The sequence below is a fragment of the Martinezella miluonensis genome (genome assembly GCF_900094545.1).
Classification (GTDB): Bacteria; Pseudomonadota; Alphaproteobacteria; order Rhizobiales; family Rhizobiaceae; genus Rhizobium; species Rhizobium miluonense.
The window spans coordinates 37,055-54,962 of the sequence record NZ_FMAH01000035.1 but is presented as its reverse complement, the minus strand read 5'-3'; the positions used below and the strand labels follow the sequence as shown (position 1 = coordinate 54,962).

Sequence of the window (17,908 nt, the reverse complement as noted above, 5' to 3'; positions counted from 1 at the left end):
CATGCGAATGTCCACAGCTCATTTGCCCATCCTGTCCGCAATCTCGGGCATTTTGCTTCTGGCGACCGCCCAAGGCGCGTCTGCCGAGATGCTGAAGCCCTTCAAGGACGAGCTGTTTTCCAATCAGACCGTCATCGAGAGTCACGACAACGGTGCGTTCCAGACGATCGATTACCAGGAAATGCGGGATATCAACGGCCGCGACCAGATTCCGGAAAAGCGCGTCAAGCCTGCCTATGTCGATACGGGCGTGCGCTGGAAGTCGCAGGAAGATGAAACCCTGCAGCTCGGCGACCGCAAAGTGGATGTCACCCGCATAGGTCCGGCATCGAAGCAGGCCTTCACCGTCATCTTCATTCACGGTCGTGGCGGCGACCGCCGCCTCGGCTCCAACGACTATACGTTCGGCGGCAATTTCAACCGGCTGAAGAACCTGGCTTACAAAAACGGCGGCACCTATTACGCGCCGAGCGTAAGAGGTTTCGATAGCAATGGAGTCGCCGATGTCGCCGCGCTGATCCGCTATTCCTACGAGCAGTCGGGCGGCAAGCCCGTGATTCTCACCTGCGCCTCCATGGGCAGCTTCGTCTGCTGGGGCATCACCCGCGATGCCGAAAGCGTCAAGCGCCTGAAGGGCATGGCGATCCTGAGCGGCGTTACCGATCCGGATTTCACGAAGAGTGCCTTCTACGGGGCAAAGCTGCCGCTCTGGTTCACGCATGGCAGCAAAGACCCAGTCTATGCAGCGGCGGGCCAACAGGCCTTGTTCGAGAAACTCTACAAGGCGCACTATCCGACGCGCTTCACGCTTTTCGAAACCGGAAATCATGGAACGCCGGTCCGCATGACCGATTGGCGCAAGGTGCTCAACTGGATCGTCGATCCGCAAGCATCCTAAAATGCTCCGGCATCGGATTATTTTCCGGATAAGCATTTTTTCAAACGATTTTAACCGGTTCTGGCCCCATTCGATAACTTTCCTTTCCTCCTCCTTTTTGTTAGTCCGACTGATGGAATAAGGGGGAGACACTCGGAATGACGAAGACCGTACGGCCACTCCTGGCCGGAAACTGGAAGATGAACGGCACGCGTGCGAGCCTGGACCAGATCAAGGCGATCGCGGATGGCGTCAAAGCGCCGCTGTCGGAAAAAATCGATACGCTGCTCTGCCCCCCTGCCACATTGCTCTACGTCGCGACTGCGCTTTGCGACGACAGCCCGCTGGCCATCGGCGCGCAAGATTGCCATCAGCAGGTCAGCGGCGCCCATACCGGCGATATATCAGCGGAGATGATCGCCGACTGCTTCGGCACCCACGTCATCGTCGGCCATTCCGAGCGCCGCAGGAATCACGCGGAAAGCGACATGCTGGTGCGTGCCAAGGCACAGGCTGCGCATGATGCGGGGCTTATCGCCATCATCTGCATCGGCGAGACTGCCTATGAGCGCAACAGCGGCCAAACGCTCGACGTGCTGAAGCGGGAGCTGATCGGCTCCATTCCGGACGGCTCGACGGCGCAGACCACGGTGGTTGCTTACGAACCGGTCTGGGCGATCGGCACCGGCGTGGTCCCGACCCAGGAAAACGTCGAGGAGGCGCATGCCTTCATCCGTGCCGAGCTCATCCAGCGTTTCGGCAAGGAAGGCGCAAACATGCGAATCCTCTATGGCGGATCGGTCAGCGGCGCAAATGCGCGCGACCTTCTGGAGGTTCCTCACGTCAACGGCGTGCTTGTCGGAGGCCAGAGCTTGAAAGCCGCGGACTTCCTTGCCATTTATGCCGCATTCGAACGGCAGTTCGCCTGAAGCAACAACTTGCCCGGAGTTCCGGTCTTAAAAGGACTTGGAATAGGCGAGAGCCTCATGTAAAGAGCCGCGAGCTTTTATTTTTGATGCCCGCCAACGGGCAGGACTGGACCTATGCAAACCGTACTGCTTGTCATCTATCTCATGGTTGTCGTCGCCCTTATCGGTGTGGTGCTGATTCAGCGCTCCGAAGGTGGCGGCCTCGGCATCGGCGGCGGCTCGGGCTTCATGTCTGCGCGCGGTACGGCCAATGCGCTGACGCGCACCACGGCCATTCTGGCCGCGCTGTTCTTCGTACTCGCGCTCGGCATGAACGTGCTGTCGCGCTTCGAAGCTCGCCCGACCGATATTCTCAACCGTATCCCGAGCACCTCCGGCCAGGGTAACGGCATCCTTGATTCGCTCGGTGGCCAGAAGGGTTCCGCTCCGGCAACGACCCCGCCGAAGCCGGCCGACAATAGCGGCGTTCCGAACAGCGGTGCCGTCGCTCCGCAGTCGCAGGCGACGCCTCCCGCAGCAACGGCAACCCAGCCTGCCGCCACGGCACCTGCCCAGCAGGCTCCGGCCGCAACCGGTCAGCAGACCGCTCCTGCGGCGACTACGCCCGCGCCCGCCCAAAGCGGCGGCGACGTTCCGACCGGCAAGTAAGCCTGGTCGTAAAGATCATCCCCGGCAGGTCCTCGGATCTGCCGGTTTTGTTTTGTCTATATTCCGTCTTATGCGTCCAAAGTTCCGGAAACGAATTTTAGGGCTAGCGGAATCATTTGTGAAAAGGTATCCGGTGACTCCCATGGCGCGATATGTATTCATCACAGGCGGCGTGGTTTCTTCCCTCGGAAAAGGAATTGCGGCTGCGGCTCTCGGAGCGTTGTTGCAGGCTCGTGGTTATCGAGTCCGACTGCGCAAACTCGACCCCTATTTGAACGTGGATCCGGGCACCATGAGCCCGACCCAGCACGGCGAAGTCTTCGTCACCGACGATGGTGCGGAAACCGACCTCGATCTTGGCCACTATGAGCGCTTCACCGGTCGCTCGGCCACGAAGACCGACAACATCACCACCGGTCGCATCTACAAGAACATCATCGACAAGGAACGCCGCGGCGACTATCTCGGCGCAACCGTCCAGGTCATTCCGCACGTCACCAACGAGATCAAGGATTTCGTCACCGAAGGCAATGACGATTATGATTTCGTCATCTGCGAGATCGGCGGCACCGTCGGCGACATCGAAGCCATGCCCTTCATGGAAGCGATCCGCCAGCTCGGCAACGATCTGCCGCGCGGCACGGCGATCTATGTTCACCTGACGCTGATGCCGTACATCCCGGCTGCAGGCGAGCTGAAGACCAAGCCGACGCAGCACTCCGTCAAGGAACTGCAGGCTCTCGGTATTCACCCGGATATTCTGCTCGTGCGCGCGGATCGCGAGATCCCGGAAGCGGAGCGCCGCAAGCTTTCGCTGTTCTGCAATGTCCGTCCTTCGGCGGTTATCCAGGCGCTCGACGTCGCCAACATCTACGACGTGCCGATGGCCTACCACAAGGAAGGCCTCGACGACGAAGTGCTGGCTGCTTTCGGCATCGAGCCGGCTCCGAAGCCGCGTCTCGACCAGTGGGAAGAGGTCTGCAACCGCATCCGCACGCCGGAAGGCGAGGTGACCATTGCCATCGTTGGCAAGTATACCGGCCTGAAGGATGCCTATAAGTCGCTGATCGAAGCCCTGCATCACGGCGGTATCGCCAACCGGGTCAAGGTCAATCTCGAGTGGATTGAATCCGAAGTCTTCGAAAAGGAAGATCCGGCGCCTTATCTCGAGAAGGTTCACGGCATTCTCGTGCCCGGCGGCTTCGGCGAGCGCGGTTCGGAAGGCAAGATCCTCGCGGCCCGTTTCGCACGTGAACGCAAGGTGCCGTATTTCGGCATCTGCTTCGGCATGCAGATGGCTGTCATCGAGGCGGCGCGCAATCTTGCCGGTGTCGAACATGCATCGTCGACCGAATTCGGACCGACCAAGGAGCCAGTCGTTGGCCTGATGACCGAATGGCTCAAGGGCAACGAGTTGCAGAAGCGCACGGCATCCGGCGATCTCGGCGGCACCATGCGGCTCGGCGCCTACAAGGCGGCCCTGAAGAAGGGCACGAAGATTTCGGAGATCTATAGCTCGACCGACATCTCGGAGCGTCATCGCCACCGTTACGAAGTCAACATCGACTACAAGGACAGGCTGGAAGGCTGCGGGCTCGTTTTCTCCGGCATGTCACCGGATGGTATTCTGCCAGAAACGGTCGAATATCCCGACCATCCCTGGTTCATCGGCGTCCAGTATCATCCGGAACTGAAGTCCCGGCCGCTGGAACCGCATCCGCTGTTCTCCAGCTTCATCGAAGCTGCGACGGAACAGAGCCGGCTGGTCTAAGAGCCGAAAATCGCTTGCGGTAGTCACTCGGGCTCACCGCAAGCCTTTCCCGAAAATGATGGCGCATGGTGGCGAGCGATCCAAATCCGCTCGCCACGGCCACATCGTCAAGCGAAATGGCGGTCTGCTTTTCGAGCAGGTCCTTTGCGCGCCGCAGCCGCTCGCTCAGCAGCCATTCGCCCGGCGCCATGCCGGTGGTCGCCTCGAAACGGCGCTGAAAGGTTCGCACGCTCATGCCGGCTCGCGCTGCAAGTGCTGCAATCGGCTGCTCCTCCTGCAAACGTTCGCGCATCCATTCGAGCAAGGGACCTAAACGGGCTCCTTCGCGCTGTCTCAGAACCGGTGTCTCGATATATTGCGCCTGACCACCTTCGCGATGCGGTGGCACCACGAGACGACGCGCGACGCTGTTGGCGATGTCCGGCCCGAAATCCCGGCGTACGACATGCAGGCAGAGATCGATCGCAGCAGCACTGCCGGCGGCGGTCAGCACGCTGTTTTCATCGACATAAAGAACATCGGCATCGACGGTGATGTCCGGATAGCGCGCAGCAATGGAATCGACGTACCGCCAATGCGTCGTCGCCTTGCGGCCGGCGAGCAATCCTGCCGCGGCAAGGACCGCGACGCCCGAGCAGAGCGACATGATGCGCACACCGCGGCGGCTAGCCGCCTGCAGTTCGACAATCAGCGGGTTAGGGACAGGCGTCCCGATGCCGCGCCATCCGGGCACGACGATCAGATCGGCATCGGCTATGACTTCCAGCCCGTGATCGACCTGAACCGTGAGCCCGCCGGCGGCACGCAGAGGACCGTCCTCAATCGCGCAGGCGGAAAAGCGATACCAATCGTCGCCCATTTCCGGGCGCGGCAGGCCGAAGATTTCGTAGGCAACGCCGAATTCGAAGGTGCAGAGCCCATCATAGACGAGGGCGACGACATGCGGGCCGCGAAGATTGGAGCTATCAGAGTTTGGCATGATATTAACGTTATATGGCATTTCGGCCAATTTCAACAGCGAGATCACTCAGGCATGAATGCACCGAACCAACAAGGAGCGTTCCATGTCCCTAGTCAGTGAAATCGCCGCAGCAGCCCCGAACCTCGTCGCTGAGCACTATGCCCGGAGGCTTAGCCTCGAGACCGATTGCTCCGACGTGCGCCAGGCCATGACATCAGGTAATGTGGATTTCGTCCTGCTCGATGTTCGCGGCCCAGCCATGTTCCAGGAGCGGCATATTCCCGGCGCAACCAATCTGCCGCATGGCAAGATGACTGCCCGGAAGATGGCGGAATGGCCTGAAGACACGCTGTTCGTCGTCTATTGCGCCGGGCCGCATTGCAACGGCACCGACAAGGCAGCTTGGCGCCTGGGCACGCTCGGCAAGCGCGTCAAGGTCATGATCGGCGGCATGACCGGTTGGGCGGATGAAGGCCACCCCTTCGAAATTGGCTAGCAAACGACAAGGCAAACCCGATACGCGCCGGGTTTGCCCGTCATGACGACATGCGAAAAGCTTCGGCATCTACGTCGTTTGGCTGTCGCGCCGCCTCCGTTTCCATGGCACGCTAAGAATAAGCATGATGGGAACAGAAGTATGATCCTCAATCCATTTGACGATCGCGCGGTCAGATCGAGGGCCAAGATCGCCATCACCTTCGCGTTGCTGATCGCCTCCAATATTGGCGCGTGGATCTGGGCCTGGCTCGCCTTCGGCGACAGGCCATCGCTTATGGGCATTGCGCTGCTTGCCTATATGTTCGGGCTTCGTCACGCTTTCGATGCCGATCATATCGCCGCGATCGACAATGTCGTGCGCAAGCTCATTCAGGAAAGGAAGCAACCTTATGCCGTCGGCTTCTTCTTCTCGCTCGGCCATTCCTCGGTCGTCGTGATCGCCTCGATCTTGATTGCGGCGACCGCGGCGGCCATGCAAGGTCAGCTCGATTCCTTCCACGATATCGGCGGCGTTATCGGCACGACGGTTTCGGCGATCTTCCTGCTGCTGATCGGGATTGCCAACCTCTTCGTCCTCAGAAGCGTGTGGTCCGCCTTCAGCCGGGCACAGAGAGGCGAAAGGATCGCGGACGAGGATCTCGATGCGCTGCTTGCCGGCGGCGGCTTTCTGGCCCGTATCTTCCGGCCCATGTTCAAGGTCGTCACCCGCTCTTGGCACATGTATCCGATCGGCTTCCTGTTCGGCCTCGGTTTCGACACAGCAACGGAAATCGGGATCCTCGGTATTTCCGCCGCTCAAGCTGCGCAGGGCATGTCCTTCTGGACCATCCTCGTTTTCCCGGCGCTGTTCACCGCCGGCATGTCGCTGATGGATACGCTCGACAGCACTCTGATTACCGGCGCCTATGGCTGGGCCTTCGTAAAGCCTGTGCGCAAGCTCTGGTACAATCTGACGATCACCGCCGCTTCAGTCTTGGTTGCAATCTTCATCGGCGGCATCGAGGCGCTGGGGTTGATCTCCGACAAGCTCGGCCTCGAAGGCGGATTCTGGCGCTTCATCGGCGAACTTAACGACAATCTCGCCAATTTCGGTTTCGCCGTCGTCGGCATCTTCCTGCTGAGCTGGCTGATTTCGGCCGTGCTTTACAAAGCCAAAGGCTACGACAACTTGCAGATCAACCGCTCATGACGCATCATCGCGGCCAGGGATCGAGCATGCTGTCGCTGGAAATCGTCGTTCGCGGCTCCAGTTACGTGCGATGAGGGGCCAAAGTCATGATCCACACAAGCAATATTCGGAGTCTGGTGCTGACGGCAGGCATCCTGTGTGTCATCAGCGCCAGCACAGCCTCCGCGCAAACCGTCGCGAGTTGCCCGCTGCAGCCGACCGTCAGTACCAAACGCCAGACATTGAATTGCCAACCCGGGCTTAGCATCACCGTCGAGCGCGGCGCGCATTTCCACTTTGCTGACCGAAATCGGGATGGCCGGGTCGATGCTATCGTGCTCGATAGCAAGGCAGCCCTAGTCGATGTGGACAGCAGCCGAGTTCGGGGCGGATTCGAAGTGGTAACGCCACAGGCGATTGCTGCCGTCCGCGGCACGCGATGGGCAGTCGACGTGACGGGCGGCTCGACGTCGGTGCTCGTGTTGCGCGGCCGTGTTGCGGTAAACAAGGTATCGACCGGGCAGGGTGTTACGCTCGGGCGACGGCAAGGTGTCGATGTGGATAGCAGCCGCTCCACTTTGCATGTCAACGCATGGGGACAGTCGCGCATAAACGCCTTGATGGCACGCCTCGGCCAGTGAGATCCTGACGCCTATGCGCAGACCATCGCTGCAAACGTTGATTGCGCTTCTTTTGACTGCCGCCTGGGGCCTGGGTCTCGGTATTGCGCATCTGCGCGGTGACATTCCCTTTATCGACGGCGCGGAGGCGACGCTTACGAACCTCCGCAATGCGCTCGGCGGCAGCCGCCAACCGCCCGATTTCGTCACGATCGTCGCCATTGACGATGAGACGTCGCGTGTGGCGGGGCACTATCCCTTGCCGCGCGCTACGCTTGCCAGGATTGTCGATGCCATCGCCGCTCTGGGACCCAAAGCCATCGCACTCGACATGCTTCTGATCGATCCCGGTGACGAAGCCGGCGATGCGGCATTGGAACAATCGCTCAAGCGGACCAAGGTTGTGCTGGCCGCCGCCGGCATTTTTCCCGAAAGCCGTCAGCGCGTTGTTGACAACAGCAACGAGCCTCTCGCCCGAGTGCCCAACGCGCTGCAATTCCTCGAACCGCAGCAGCGGTTCGCTGATGCCGCAAGCTATGGCATTGTCAATGTGCAGACCGACAAGGCGGGCACGCCGCGTTTCGCTCCGATGCTGTTTCGCAGTGGTGAGCGGATCGAACCATCCTTTTCGCTGCGCGTCGTTTCCGCCGCAAGCGGCGAGCAGACGACCGTCATTTCCGATCATATCAAGATCGGCGACCGCTCCGTCTATACTGATACCGGCTATCTCATGCCGCTCACGTTCTACGGCCCGCGCGGAACGATCCGCACCATCAGCGCCAGCGCAGCGCTGAATGGCCAGCTACCGGAAGCCGCGATCAGGGATCATGTCGTCGTTGTTGGCGCCACCGTTACCGGCGGCGGCGATGTCTTTCAGACGCCCTTCGATCCTGTTTTACCAGGTGTCGAGGTCATCTCCACCTCGATCACGAATCTGATCGCAGGGGATAGCCTGATACGCGACCGCAACGTCCGTTTCATCGACCTCTATTTTGCCATCGGGCTACCGATTGCCGTTGTCGGCCTTGTTTCATGGCGGCGCAGCACCATAGGCCTGATCATGGTGCTCGGCGTCGTCCTCCTTTGGCTTGCTGTCAACGTCAGCGCCTTCAAGCACGGAATTTGGCTAAGCGCCGCCCTCCCGATTGCGGCAACCGTGCCGCCGGCGCTGCTGTTTGGCGCAATCCAGCTCTGGCTCGACCGCAGACGGGCCTCCCGTTTCGCCGAACAAAGCCAGCTTCTGCAGCGTATCCAGGCGCCCGGTCTTGCCGAACATCTTGCCCGCGATCCCGGCCTTCTCGCAGAACCGGTGCATCAGGAGGCAGCCGTCGTCTTCATCGATATCAACGGCTTCACAGGCCTTAGCGAATCGATCGGCCCAACCGCCGTGCGCGAACTGCTGAACGGCTTCTACAATCTCGTCGACGAAGAGGTGACCGCATCCGGCGGCGCCATTACCAGCTTCATGGGCGATGGCGCCATGATCCTTTTCGGCCTGCCGCACCCCAAGCCTACCGATCCCGCCAATGCAGCGCATTGTTGCGTTCGCCTGGCTCACCGGATGAGAGACTGGCTCTCGGCATTGCCGCAGGGAATAACCTCGCGCATCGGTTTCAAGATCGGCGCTCATTTCGGCACCATCGTCGCCTCCAGGCTCGGCGGTGGCGATCGTCAACAGATCACTGCGACCGGTGACACGGTCAACGTTGCCAGTCGTCTGATGGAGGTTGCCGCGGGTAATCACGTGGAGGTTGCCTTCAGCGCCGACCTCTTGCTTTCGGCGGGTCGCGACAGCGCTCCCTTCAAAGAGGGGCACCTCGATGGCCCGATCGAAACAAGCCTGCGTGGCCGCGCCGGTTCCTTGGCCGTATGGCTCTGGCGCAGCCGGCCGTGATCCGGAGTGATCTCAACGCAGCAGATTTCATTCGTACCACATCGGAGCGATTGAAATCACGAGGAGGCAGGCGAGGGAGATATTGATCGCTCGCCATTGCCATGCCGTTTTCAAGAAATGTCCGAGCATCTGTCCAAGAACGCACCAAACCGCCAAAGAGAAAGCGGCGATAAGGCAGAAGGTCACGCCAAGCAGGATTGCAAGTCTGGCCGGGCTATCCGCCAGCGCGGCAAAAGAGGGTGCAGCGCCCATAGTCATCGCCCAGCCCTTGGGATTGTGCCAGAGCATCCAGACGCCGGCAAAAAAGCCCGTCGGCTTTGCCATTTGCCTGGCCTCACGCGGCCGGCCGCTTCTGCCGATCCGAACGGCGAGCCAGATCAGATAGAGGGAGCCCACCGTCTTCATGGCGATCTGCAGCATCGGCAAGGCCATCAAAACGCCGCCAAGCCCTGCCGCCGCCGCACCGGCCATGGAACCCAAGCCAAAGGCAAAGCCGGCCATCACCGGTATGGACCGGCGGAAGCCGAAATGAGCGCCAGATGCGGTCGCAAGCGTGGTCGCACCACCCGGTGTAATCGTCGAAACCAGGGCGAACAGGATTAGCGGCAGCAGGGATTCGATCGTCATATCGAGCTTTTCTCCATATCGAGAAAAGGCATAGACGGCGCTTTGGCATCATGAAATCGAATATTGAAGGATCGGGGCATTAGCATTTATAATGCCGATATGATCCGAAATTTCGACATCGCTTTGATCCGAACCTTCGTCGCCGTTGCCGACCAGGGCAGCATGACAATTGCCGCCAATATGCTGCATATGACCCAAGGCGCCATCAGCCAGCAGATCAAGCGGCTGGAAGACATGCTCGGCTGCGCCCTGTTCGAGCGTGACAGACGCGGATTGCGGCTGACCGAGGCAGGCGAACGACTGCTCGGCAATGCCCGCCGCTTGCTGGTGTTGAATGATGAGATCTGGAACGACATGACGGAAAGAACCGTTCGCGGCGGCGTCCGGCTTGGCGTTCCCTACGATCTTGTCGGCGCGACGCTGGCGCCGATACTCAAATCCTATGCCGAACGCCATCCGCAGGTGGAGATTTCGCTGATCTGCGCCTCATCGCCGGAGCTGCTTGAAGGGCTGGGAAAGGGAACCATCGACCTCTGCGTGGTGGAGCAACCGTACGGCACATCGCAGGGCGAATGCTTGAGTGTCGAACGGCTTGTCTGGGTAGGTGCGAAGGCGGGCAACGCCCATCGCAAGGTGCCCCTGCCGATCTCGATGGTGGCCGATACCTGTGCCTTCCGCACATCGGTCTTTGCGGCACTCAGCAAGGACGGTTTGCGCTGGCGGACGGTCTTCGAGAACGGCAATATCGAGGCAACTACGGCGACGGTACGCACGGATCTGGCTGTCACCGCCTGGCTCGCCTCCACCGTTCCATCCGATCTCGATATCCTCACCGTCGAGCAGGGCCTGCCCGAACTGCCGGTCTTTGCGATCAATCTGCATTTGCCGAAGGGAAATGCGACGCCGCAGGCACTGGAACTTGCCCGTCACATCCGCGAGGGCATGATACGGCCGCGCCAATCCGCGGCCGCTTGAGTTCCATCAGTTGATAGACCTGCCTATGCCGCCTTCGGCAGCGGGCCGACATAACGCGACTGCGGGCGGATCAGGCGCCCGTCGAGCGTCTGCTCGCGTGCATGGGCGATCCAGCCGACCGTGCGGCCAATCGCGAAGACGCCAGTAAAGGAGTTGCGCGGGAAGCCGAGGGCGTCGAGCAACAGGGCGGTGTAGTATTCGACATTGACGTCCAAGGGCCGATCCGGCTTGCGCTCCTTCAGCAAGGCGAGCGCTGCCGCCTCGATGGCTTCCGCCAGCGCGATGCGTCCGGCATCCGCCTGTCCGCTCGCAAAGATCGGCTTCAATGCCGTTTTCAGGGCATCGGCGCGCGGATCGCGGACGCGATAGATGCGATGACCGAAGCCCATCAACCGTTCGCCGTGATCGAGCGCCTGTGACAGCCATGCGCGGGCGTTTTCGGGACTGCCAACAGCGTCAAGCATATCGAGGACCGGGCCGGGGGCGCCGCCATGGAGCGGACCTTTGAGGGCGCTGATTGCCGCGAGCACCGAGGAGGTCAGGCCGGCGTGGGTCGAGGCGATGACGCGTGAGGCGAATGTCGATGCGTTGAGGCCGTGATCGGAAATTGTCACCAGATAGGCGTCGAGACCTGCCGTCTGCTCGGCCGTCGGCACACGGCCCGTCAACATGCGCAGGATGTCAGCCGATTGAGAGAGCGACGCATCCGGCCTGATCGGCGCTTCATCCTTCTGCAGTCGCAACACGGCCGGCAGGAAGACGGCAGGTGCCGCCATCAGGCGGATCGCGGTAGCAAAATCCTCACCGTCTGCAACGCGCGCCAGCAAGGCACGCACGGCATCCACCGGCGGCAGAGCGAGCAGGGAGGCATCAGCAGCTTCCACATGCGCGAAGAGCGCTGCGCGGGCCACACCGAGCTGCTCACGGATGGAGGCGGCATCGACATGTTCGTCGAACAGGCCATCGAGTAGCAGTGCGGCAACATCCTCGAAGCGGCTGGTCGCGACCAGATCATCCAACGACACGCCGCGGATGATCAGACGACCGGCTGCGCCATCGACGTCGGACAGCTTTGTTTCTGCGGCGATGACATCTTCAAGACCACTTTTCATCATTGTTCTCCTTTGACTATCCGAATAGATCGTGCCTATTTCTATTGACGTCAATCTTGATGCAATTAATCAATATGAGGGGCGATGAGCTGGCTAACGGCAGAGCAGGCGCTGGACCTGCTGGGAACTAAATCACAGACGCTCTATGCCAATGTCAGCCGTGGACGCATTCGCGCTAAGGCCGATCCGGCGGATACGCGACGCAGCCTCTATTTTGCCGAGGACGTGAAACGGCTGGCCACCCGCCATTCCGGCCGGCGCAAGACCGAGGCGGTGGCCGCCGAGGCCATTCAATGGGGCGATCCCGTATTGCCGTCGGCGCTATCGACGGTTTCGAACGGCAGGCTTTTCTATCGCGGCAAGGATGCGGCAATGCTTGCCGAAAACGCTGCGCTCGAGGATGTCGCGCTGCTGCTTTGGGACATGAAGCGGCCGCTACGGTTCGAACAAAGCGAGGCTCAGCAAGGACTTCCCTCCTTGAATGCCGCGTTCTCGGCCCTTGCGGAGCGCATAACGAACGATCTGCCATCACTCGGGCGCTCGCTTCCGGCCTTGCAGAACGAAGCCGAAAGCGTGTTCGCCACGGTGGCTGAAGCCTTGGCCCCTGGCGCATGGGACCTGTCGCTGCATCAACGCCTTGCCGCTGCCTGGAAGCGCCCCGATGCGGGCGACCTCATACGCCGCAGCCTTGTATTGCTTGCAGACCACGAGCTGAATGCCTCGACCTTTACTGCGCGGATCACGGCATCAGCTGGAGCAACATTGTCAGCAGCCACCTTGTCCGGCCTTTCCGCGCTGACGGGTCCGCTGCATGGCGGCGCATGGCAGAGCGTGCGCTCGCTGATCGCGCGGGCAGCTACGATCGGGGTGGATGAGGCGGTCCGCAGTTATCTCGCGGAAGGACGGCCATTGCCCGCTTTCGGTCACCAGCTCTATCCCGATGTCGATATCCGCGGCGAGGCGTTGCTTGGCTGCTTCACGCTGCCCCCGCTCTTCGCCAGGGTTCGCGATGTCGGCGAGCAGCTGGTTGGGGAACGCGTCAATGTTGATTTCGCCTTGACGGCCATGACCCATGCCTATCATCTGCCGGAGGATGCGCCGCTGATCATCTTCGCGCTGGCGCGCACGGTGGGCTGGCTTGCGCATGCCATGGAGCAAGCGACCAGCGGCAGGCTCATTCGGCCGCGCGCTCGCTATATCGGCCCGCCGGTACAGTGATGTCATTACGCCGGAATGCGGCGATTCCCGCTCAATTCACTGTGAGGTGACAAACGGCTTCGATATTGTGGCCATCCGGATCGAGAATGAAGGCGCCGTAGTAGTTCGGATGATAATGCGGACGAAGGCCGGGAGCGCCGTTATCGGTGCCGCCAGCCAGGATAGCGACTCGATGGAATTCATCGACGAATTCCCTATTTTCGGCGCTGAAGGCGACATGCGCGCCTGTTTGCGGGACATCACGCTCTCCGATCCAGAAGAATGCCTTCCCTCCAATGCCATACCCCGCAAAGGTTTCGCCCTCGGCATAAAGGCGTTCGATACCGAGAGGGCGTAATATCGCGTCGTAAAAGATCTTCGAACGCTCCAGGTTGCGAACGCCGATTGTTACATGATCGAGCACATGGCCCTCCAATTCGCGAGTTCTCGTTCCATCAGCCCTGACCAAGGGCGCCGGCAAGCGTTACAAAGGTCAGCACTTCGCCGGAGCAGTGCCGGCAGTCACCGGATGCGCGCACCGACCCGCCAGGCATTGGAGAGGCCGGAAAGCCCGAGCACCATGCCGAAAAATGAAGCTGGAACCAGCGGCAGTTTCAGAGACGCAGCCATATGCCTCCTTTGACGCTTCATTTCAGCGCCGACCTATAGAGAATTGTGAAAAGAACTCAGGATCGATGCTAAATCTATCCATGTGAATGGAGGCGCAAAATACAGCTTTCCCCGAGAGCGGCAAAGCGCGATCATGGCAAAGGCGGGCAGTTTTCGCCAGCGTTATCACAGATGCGTGAACGTACGGATTTTTCCACGCTGCTTGGCTTGTGCATAGCTCGCCCGTCATTTGTTCATTGGAAAATGCTGCGAAATGTCTCTATTGAATATTCAAACGATTAAAACCGTCCTAGGAGACTGACATATGCAAATCGGAATGATTGGCCTTGGCCGTATGGGCAACAACATGGTGCAGCGCCTCATGAGGGCCGGTCACAGCGCGGTTGTTTTCGATGCGCGTCCGGAGAGCGTCGCAGGGCTTGAGCAGCTCGGCGCCACCGGCAGCAAGTCTCTCGCAGATTTCGTATCGAAGCTCGCGAAGCCGCGCGTCGTCTGGATGATGCTGCCGGCTGCAATCGTCGATCAGGAACTGGCAGCGATCGTTCCGCTTCTCGAAGAGGGCGACATCGTCATCGACGGCGGCAACTCCTATTACCACGATGACATCCGCCGCGCCGAAGAGCTGAAGCCGAAGGGCATCCACTATGTCGACGTCGGCACCAGCGGCGGCGTTTTCGGTCTCGAGCGCGGCTATTGCCTGATGATCGGCGGCGAGAAGGAAACCGTCCAGCATCTCTCGCCGATCTTCGCGACGCTTGCTCCTGGCGTCGGTGACGTCGCTCCGTCGGCGATGCGCTCGGAAGAAGCTGCCAGGAACAGCACGGCAGAGCAGGGCTACCTGCATTGCGGCCCATCCGGCGCCGGCCATTTCGTCAAGATGGTCCACAACGGCATCGAATACGGCCTGATGGCCGCCTATGCCGAAGGCCTGAATGTTCTCCGCCACGCCAATATCGGCAAGCTGAGCGCCGAGAAGGATGCCGAAACCGCTCCGCTCTCGCATCCGCAGTATTATCAGTATGATCTCGACATCGCTGAAATCAGCGAAGTATGGCGCCGCGGCAGCGTGATCACCTCCTGGCTGCTCGATCTCACCGCCGACGCCCTGCACGGCGATGCGGCGCTTTCGCAATATGCCGGCCGCGTTTCCGACTCGGGCGAAGGCCGCTGGACGATCTCGGCTGCGATCGACGAAGGCGTTCCGACGCCGGTGCTCAGCGCGGCGCTTTACGGCCGCTTCGCCTCACGCGGCAACGACGATTACGCCAACAAGGTTCTTTCGGCCATGCGCGCCGGGTTCGGCGGTCATCACGAGAAGCCGGCCACGTAATCGGCCCGTCGATTTGCAGAATTATGAGCCGGGTGGGTCAAACCTCCCGGCTTTTGCTTGCCCGTTATGATCGCGCAATTCCCGACGGAAAACCGCTGTGGACGTTTGCGGGAATAGTGTCAGCCCAGCAGATCTGGCCGCAGGAATATGACCTGAGTGGGCGAGCCCGCTTCAAGCTCCGGCGCGTGCGGCGGACGGACAACCAGGCAGTCGGCGCGCGAAAAGACCTTCATCATCGAGGAATCCTGCTTGGAGAAGGGCTCGGCGAGCCAGCCGCCGTCATCGGCCCGCGTCAGCGTCGCGCGCACATAATCCTGTCGCTGATCGTTTGCAGCAAAGGTCACGGCGGTGCTTACAACGCCCTCACGCTTGATAGGTGGCAGGGAGGCGAGCTTTCTTATCAACGGCTCGAGAAACAGCAGGCCGCAAACAAGGCTGGAAACGGGATTGCCGGGAAGTCCAAGGACGTGCGTATCGCCGAGGCTGCCAACCATCAGCGGCTTGCCGGGACGCATGGCGATGCGCCAGAAATCCAGCTGCATGCCGGCATCGATCATGGTCGCCTGCACCAGATCGTGATCGCCAACCGAGGCGCCGCCGAGCGTGACGATGACATCGGCCTTCGCCACCTGCGCACGGCCAATGGCAGCGGTGATCGCATCGCTGTCGTCGGCGACGATGCCGAGATCGAGGACGTGAGCTCCGGCACTGCGCGCCAGCGCCGCGATGCCGAAGGTGTTCGACGCGATGATCTGCGATGGCCCTGGTTCGGTGCCCGGCGCCACAAGCTCGTCACCCGTCGCCAGAATCGCCACCAGCGGCTGGCGGTACACATCCAAGGCCGGGTGGTTCATGGCTGCTGCAACGGTGAGCCGCGAGAAATCCATGACCGTGCCGGCGGGAAGCACGGTTTCATCCTCGAGGAAATCCTGGCCGCGCGGGCGTATGTGCTGCCCCTTGCGTAGAGGATAGGTGGTGCGGATGCGATCGCCTTCCAGTCGTCCGGCATCTTCCTGCAGGAGCACCGAATCGGCGCCCGCGGGAACCGGTGCGCCGGTGAAGATTCGGACCGTCTCGCCCTTGCCCACGGTTCCCTCAAAAGCATGGCCTGCGGCGGAGGCGCCAATGACCTGCAATTCTGAACCCGGCGTCGCGGCGTCCTCGAAGCGCAGCGCATAGCCGTCCATCGCTGAGGCGTCGAAGGGCGGTTGAGTGAGACGGGCAGTCAAATCCCTGGCCAGGACCCGGCCCTCGGTCATATCGAGCGAAACGCTTTCAAAGCGATGAATGGGCGCAGCACTATCGAGCAGGCGCGCTTGTGCTTCAGCGACTGGTAATAGGCTCATGGATCAGGCCCCCGGATGGCGGAAATCTCCCGATTTTCCGCCGGATTTCTCCAATAGAGTGATGCCGCCGATCTCCATACCCCGATCGGCAGCCTTGGCCATGTCGTAGATCGTCAGGCAAGCAACGGAAACTGCCGTCAGCGCCTCCATCTCGACACCGGTGCGGCCGGTCAGCTTTGCCGTTGCGGTGACACGCAGGCCAGGCAGGGCGGCATCCTCTTCGATATCGACGGCAACCTTGGTCAGCATCAGCGGATGGCATAGCGGAATGAGATTGCTCGTCTGCTTCGCCGCCATGATGCCGGCGAGCCGCGCCGTGCCGATGACATCGCCCTTCTTGGCATTGCCTTCACGGATCAGCGCCAATGTCTCCGGCTTCATCTTAACGTAGCCCGTGGCCGTGGCACTGCGCGCCGTCTCGGCCTTGTCGCCGACATCAACCATATGCGCCTCGCCCGAAGCGTCGATATGCGTGAGGCCGGCCTTCGTCGTGGTCATGTTACTCGGCCGCCAGAATGCCGGCTTCGCCGTTCAGCAACAGTCGCGTCGCCGCCGTCACGTCATCCTTGCGCATCAGGCTTTCGCCGACAAGGAAGGTAGTGATGCCGGCAGTCTCGAGACGCTTGCAATCCTCATGAGTGAAGACGCCGCTCTCGCCGACCAGCAGACGCCCCCTCGGCACCATGGGAGACAAGGTCTCGCTGACCGTGAGGCTGACTTCGAAGGTGCGGAGATTGCGGTTGTTGATGCCGATCAGCGGGGAGGACAGTTTCAATGCCCGTTCCATCTCTTCCGCATCGTGAACCTCGACCAACACGTCCATGCCGAGGCCGAAGGCTTCGTCCTGCAGACGTTGCGCATCGTCATCGGAAAGAGAGGCCATGATCAGCAGAATGCAGTCGGCACCCCAGGCGCGGGCTTCCTGCACCTGATAGGTGTCGAACATGAAATCCTTGCGCAGCGCGGGCAAGGAGCAGGCTGCGCGGGCAGCCGTCAGGAATTCGGGAGCGCCCTGGAAGCTCGGCGTATCCGTCAGCACCGAAAGGCAGGCCGCACCGCCGGCCTCATAAGCCTTGGCGAGGGCAGGCGGGTCGAAATCGGGGCGAATCAGCCCCTTTGACGGGCTCGCCTTCTTGATTTCGGCAATCAGACCGAAAACGCCCGCACTCTGCTTGGCTAGAAGCGCCCTGTGAAAGCCGCGCGGCGCAGATTGATCCGCCTGCATGGCCTTGAGATCGGCGAGCGAAACCTTGGCCTTGGCCGCGACAATTTCCTCGCGCTTGTAAGCTTCGATCTTCCGAAGGATATCGGTCATGACGTCTTGA

18 protein-coding genes are annotated in these 17,908 nt (G+C 60.9%); 11 read left to right on the top strand and 7 right to left on the bottom strand.

The features are described 5' to 3' along the window. Position 1: 1 nt before the first annotated feature. The 4 genes from GA0061102_RS23850 (at position 2) to GA0061102_RS23835 (ending at position 4,225) form a co-directional block, all read left to right on the top strand. Entirely contained in the window at positions 2-898 is an 897-nt protein-coding gene (locus tag GA0061102_RS23850) for an alpha/beta fold hydrolase (protein WP_092853894.1), read from the top strand. Between the two features lie 137 nt (positions 899-1,035). Then, the gene (tpiA, locus tag GA0061102_RS23845; RefSeq protein ID WP_092853892.1) at positions 1,036-1,806 is read left to right on the top strand and encodes a triose-phosphate isomerase; all 771 of its coding nucleotides are present in this window, start codon (positions 1,036-1,038) and stop codon (positions 1,804-1,806) included. A 114-nt stretch (positions 1,807-1,920) separates the two neighbouring features. Next, positions 1,921-2,454 (top strand): preprotein translocase subunit SecG, encoded by a 534-nt coding sequence (secG, locus tag GA0061102_RS23840; protein ID WP_092853890.1) that lies wholly within the window; start codon positions 1,921-1,923, stop codon positions 2,452-2,454. 142 nt (positions 2,455-2,596) lie between these two features. After that, positions 2,597-4,225 (top strand): CTP synthase, encoded by a 1,629-nt coding sequence (locus tag GA0061102_RS23835; protein ID WP_092853888.1) that lies wholly within the window; start codon positions 2,597-2,599, stop codon positions 4,223-4,225. Here the strand turns inward: GA0061102_RS23835 and ftrA are convergent. Beyond that, a complete protein-coding gene (ftrA, locus tag GA0061102_RS23830; protein ID WP_092853930.1) occupies positions 4,188-5,225 on the bottom strand; it encodes a transcriptional regulator FtrA in 1,038 nt (345 codons plus the stop codon). The genes GA0061102_RS23835 and ftrA overlap by 38 nt on opposite strands. Positions 5,226-5,289: 64 nt before the next feature. Here ftrA and GA0061102_RS23825 point away from each other — a divergent pair, with 64 nt between their 5' ends. The 4 genes from GA0061102_RS23825 to GA0061102_RS23810 all read left to right on the top strand — a co-directional run bounded on the left by GA0061102_RS23825 (position 5,290) and on the right by GA0061102_RS23810 (position 9,366). Then, positions 5,290-5,682: a rhodanese-like domain-containing protein gene (locus GA0061102_RS23825; protein WP_092853886.1), complete on the top strand. Its 393-nt coding sequence runs from the start codon at positions 5,290-5,292 to the stop codon at positions 5,680-5,682. A 141-nt stretch (positions 5,683-5,823) separates the two neighbouring features. Further along, positions 5,824-6,873, top strand: coding sequence for a HoxN/HupN/NixA family nickel/cobalt transporter (locus GA0061102_RS23820; RefSeq protein ID WP_092853884.1), 1,050 nt, complete (start codon positions 5,824-5,826; stop codon positions 6,871-6,873). A gap of 86 nt (positions 6,874-6,959) precedes the next feature. Beyond that, positions 6,960-7,493, top strand: coding sequence for a FecR domain-containing protein (locus GA0061102_RS23815; protein ID WP_092853882.1), 534 nt, complete (start codon positions 6,960-6,962; stop codon positions 7,491-7,493). Between the two features lie 13 nt (positions 7,494-7,506). Beyond that, a complete protein-coding gene (locus GA0061102_RS23810) occupies positions 7,507-9,366 on the top strand; it encodes a CHASE2 domain-containing protein (protein ID WP_092853880.1) in 1,860 nt (619 codons plus the stop codon). Between the two features lie 27 nt (positions 9,367-9,393). Here the strand turns inward: GA0061102_RS23810 and GA0061102_RS23805 are convergent, their stop codons facing one another. After that, a complete protein-coding gene (locus GA0061102_RS23805; protein WP_092853878.1) occupies positions 9,394-9,993 on the bottom strand; it encodes a LysE family translocator in 600 nt (199 codons plus the stop codon). A 99-nt stretch (positions 9,994-10,092) separates the two neighbouring features. On the opposite strand from GA0061102_RS23805, the gene GA0061102_RS23800 reads away from it, so the two are divergent. Next, the gene (locus tag GA0061102_RS23800; protein ID WP_208858700.1) at positions 10,093-10,968 is read left to right on the top strand and encodes a LysR family transcriptional regulator; all 876 of its coding nucleotides are present in this window, start codon (positions 10,093-10,095) and stop codon (positions 10,966-10,968) included. A gap of 23 nt (positions 10,969-10,991) precedes the next feature. Here the strand turns inward: GA0061102_RS23800 and GA0061102_RS23795 are convergent, their stop codons facing one another. Further along, positions 10,992-12,080 carry a citrate synthase/methylcitrate synthase gene (locus GA0061102_RS23795; RefSeq protein ID WP_092853874.1) on the bottom strand — a complete coding sequence of 363 codons (1,089 nt, stop codon included), beginning with the start codon at positions 12,078-12,080 and terminating at the stop codon, positions 10,992-10,994. Between the two features lie 84 nt (positions 12,081-12,164). On the opposite strand from GA0061102_RS23795, the gene GA0061102_RS23790 reads away from it, so the two are divergent. After that, positions 12,165-13,298 carry a citrate synthase gene (locus tag GA0061102_RS23790; protein ID WP_092853872.1) on the top strand — a complete coding sequence of 378 codons (1,134 nt, stop codon included), beginning with the start codon at positions 12,165-12,167 and terminating at the stop codon, positions 13,296-13,298. Positions 13,299-13,329: 31 nt separating this feature from the next. Here GA0061102_RS23790 and GA0061102_RS23785 read toward each other — a convergent pair whose 3' ends face one another. After that, a complete protein-coding gene (locus GA0061102_RS23785) occupies positions 13,330-13,701 on the bottom strand; it encodes a VOC family protein (protein ID WP_092853928.1) in 372 nt (123 codons plus the stop codon). A gap of 510 nt (positions 13,702-14,211) precedes the next feature. Between GA0061102_RS23785 and gnd the strand changes: the two genes are divergently transcribed. Beyond that, a complete protein-coding gene (gene gnd / locus GA0061102_RS23780; RefSeq protein WP_092853870.1) occupies positions 14,212-15,237 on the top strand; it encodes a phosphogluconate dehydrogenase (NAD(+)-dependent, decarboxylating) in 1,026 nt (341 codons plus the stop codon). Positions 15,238-15,356: 119 nt separating this feature from the next. On the opposite strand, the gene GA0061102_RS23775 is transcribed toward gnd, so the two are convergent. The 3 genes from GA0061102_RS23775 to trpC are packed head-to-tail and all read right to left on the bottom strand — an operon-like array spanning position 15,357 to position 17,898. Further along, positions 15,357-16,583, bottom strand: a complete 1,227-nt coding sequence (locus GA0061102_RS23775) for a molybdopterin molybdotransferase MoeA (RefSeq protein ID WP_092853868.1) — start codon at positions 16,581-16,583, stop codon at positions 15,357-15,359. Between the two features lie 3 nt (positions 16,584-16,586). Then, the gene (gene moaC / locus GA0061102_RS23770; RefSeq protein WP_092853866.1) at positions 16,587-17,081 is read right to left on the bottom strand and encodes a cyclic pyranopterin monophosphate synthase MoaC; all 495 of its coding nucleotides are present in this window, start codon (positions 17,079-17,081) and stop codon (positions 16,587-16,589) included. Between the two features lies 1 nt (position 17,082). After that, positions 17,083-17,898 (bottom strand): indole-3-glycerol phosphate synthase TrpC, encoded by an 816-nt coding sequence (trpC, locus tag GA0061102_RS23765; protein WP_092853864.1) that lies wholly within the window; start codon positions 17,896-17,898, stop codon positions 17,083-17,085. Positions 17,899-17,908 lie beyond the last annotated feature (10 nt).

Coding starts and splice junctions, on each gene's coding strand:
- moaC (WP_092853866.1), bottom strand. CDS start 17,081: ATGACCACGACGAAGGCCGGCCTCACGCATATCGACGCTTCGGGCGAG.
- GA0061102_RS23775 (WP_092853868.1), bottom strand. CDS start 16,583: ATGAGCCTATTACCAGTCGCTGAAGCACAAGCGCGCCTGCTCGATAGT.
- ftrA (WP_092853930.1), bottom strand. CDS start 5,225: ATGCCATATAACGTTAATATCATGCCAAACTCTGATAGCTCCAATCTT.
- GA0061102_RS23820 (WP_092853884.1), top strand. CDS start 5,824: ATGATCCTCAATCCATTTGACGATCGCGCGGTCAGATCGAGGGCCAAG.
- GA0061102_RS23810 (WP_092853880.1), top strand. CDS start 7,507: ATGCGCAGACCATCGCTGCAAACGTTGATTGCGCTTCTTTTGACTGCC.
- GA0061102_RS23790 (WP_092853872.1), top strand. CDS start 12,165: ATGAGCTGGCTAACGGCAGAGCAGGCGCTGGACCTGCTGGGAACTAAA.
- GA0061102_RS23850 (WP_092853894.1), top strand. CDS start 2: ATGCGAATGTCCACAGCTCATTTGCCCATCCTGTCCGCAATCTCGGGC.
- GA0061102_RS23800 (WP_208858700.1), top strand. CDS start 10,093: ATGATCCGAAATTTCGACATCGCTTTGATCCGAACCTTCGTCGCCGTT.
- GA0061102_RS23795 (WP_092853874.1), bottom strand. CDS start 12,080: ATGAAAAGTGGTCTTGAAGATGTCATCGCCGCAGAAACAAAGCTGTCC.
- GA0061102_RS23835 (WP_092853888.1), top strand. CDS start 2,597: ATGGCGCGATATGTATTCATCACAGGCGGCGTGGTTTCTTCCCTCGGA.
- GA0061102_RS23815 (WP_092853882.1), top strand. CDS start 6,960: ATGATCCACACAAGCAATATTCGGAGTCTGGTGCTGACGGCAGGCATC.
- GA0061102_RS23825 (WP_092853886.1), top strand. CDS start 5,290: ATGTCCCTAGTCAGTGAAATCGCCGCAGCAGCCCCGAACCTCGTCGCT.
- trpC (WP_092853864.1), bottom strand. CDS start 17,898: ATGACCGATATCCTTCGGAAGATCGAAGCTTACAAGCGCGAGGAAATT.
- tpiA (WP_092853892.1), top strand. CDS start 1,036: ATGACGAAGACCGTACGGCCACTCCTGGCCGGAAACTGGAAGATGAAC.
- secG (WP_092853890.1), top strand. CDS start 1,921: ATGCAAACCGTACTGCTTGTCATCTATCTCATGGTTGTCGTCGCCCTT.
- gnd (WP_092853870.1), top strand. CDS start 14,212: ATGCAAATCGGAATGATTGGCCTTGGCCGTATGGGCAACAACATGGTG.
- GA0061102_RS23805 (WP_092853878.1), bottom strand. CDS start 9,993: ATGACGATCGAATCCCTGCTGCCGCTAATCCTGTTCGCCCTGGTTTCG.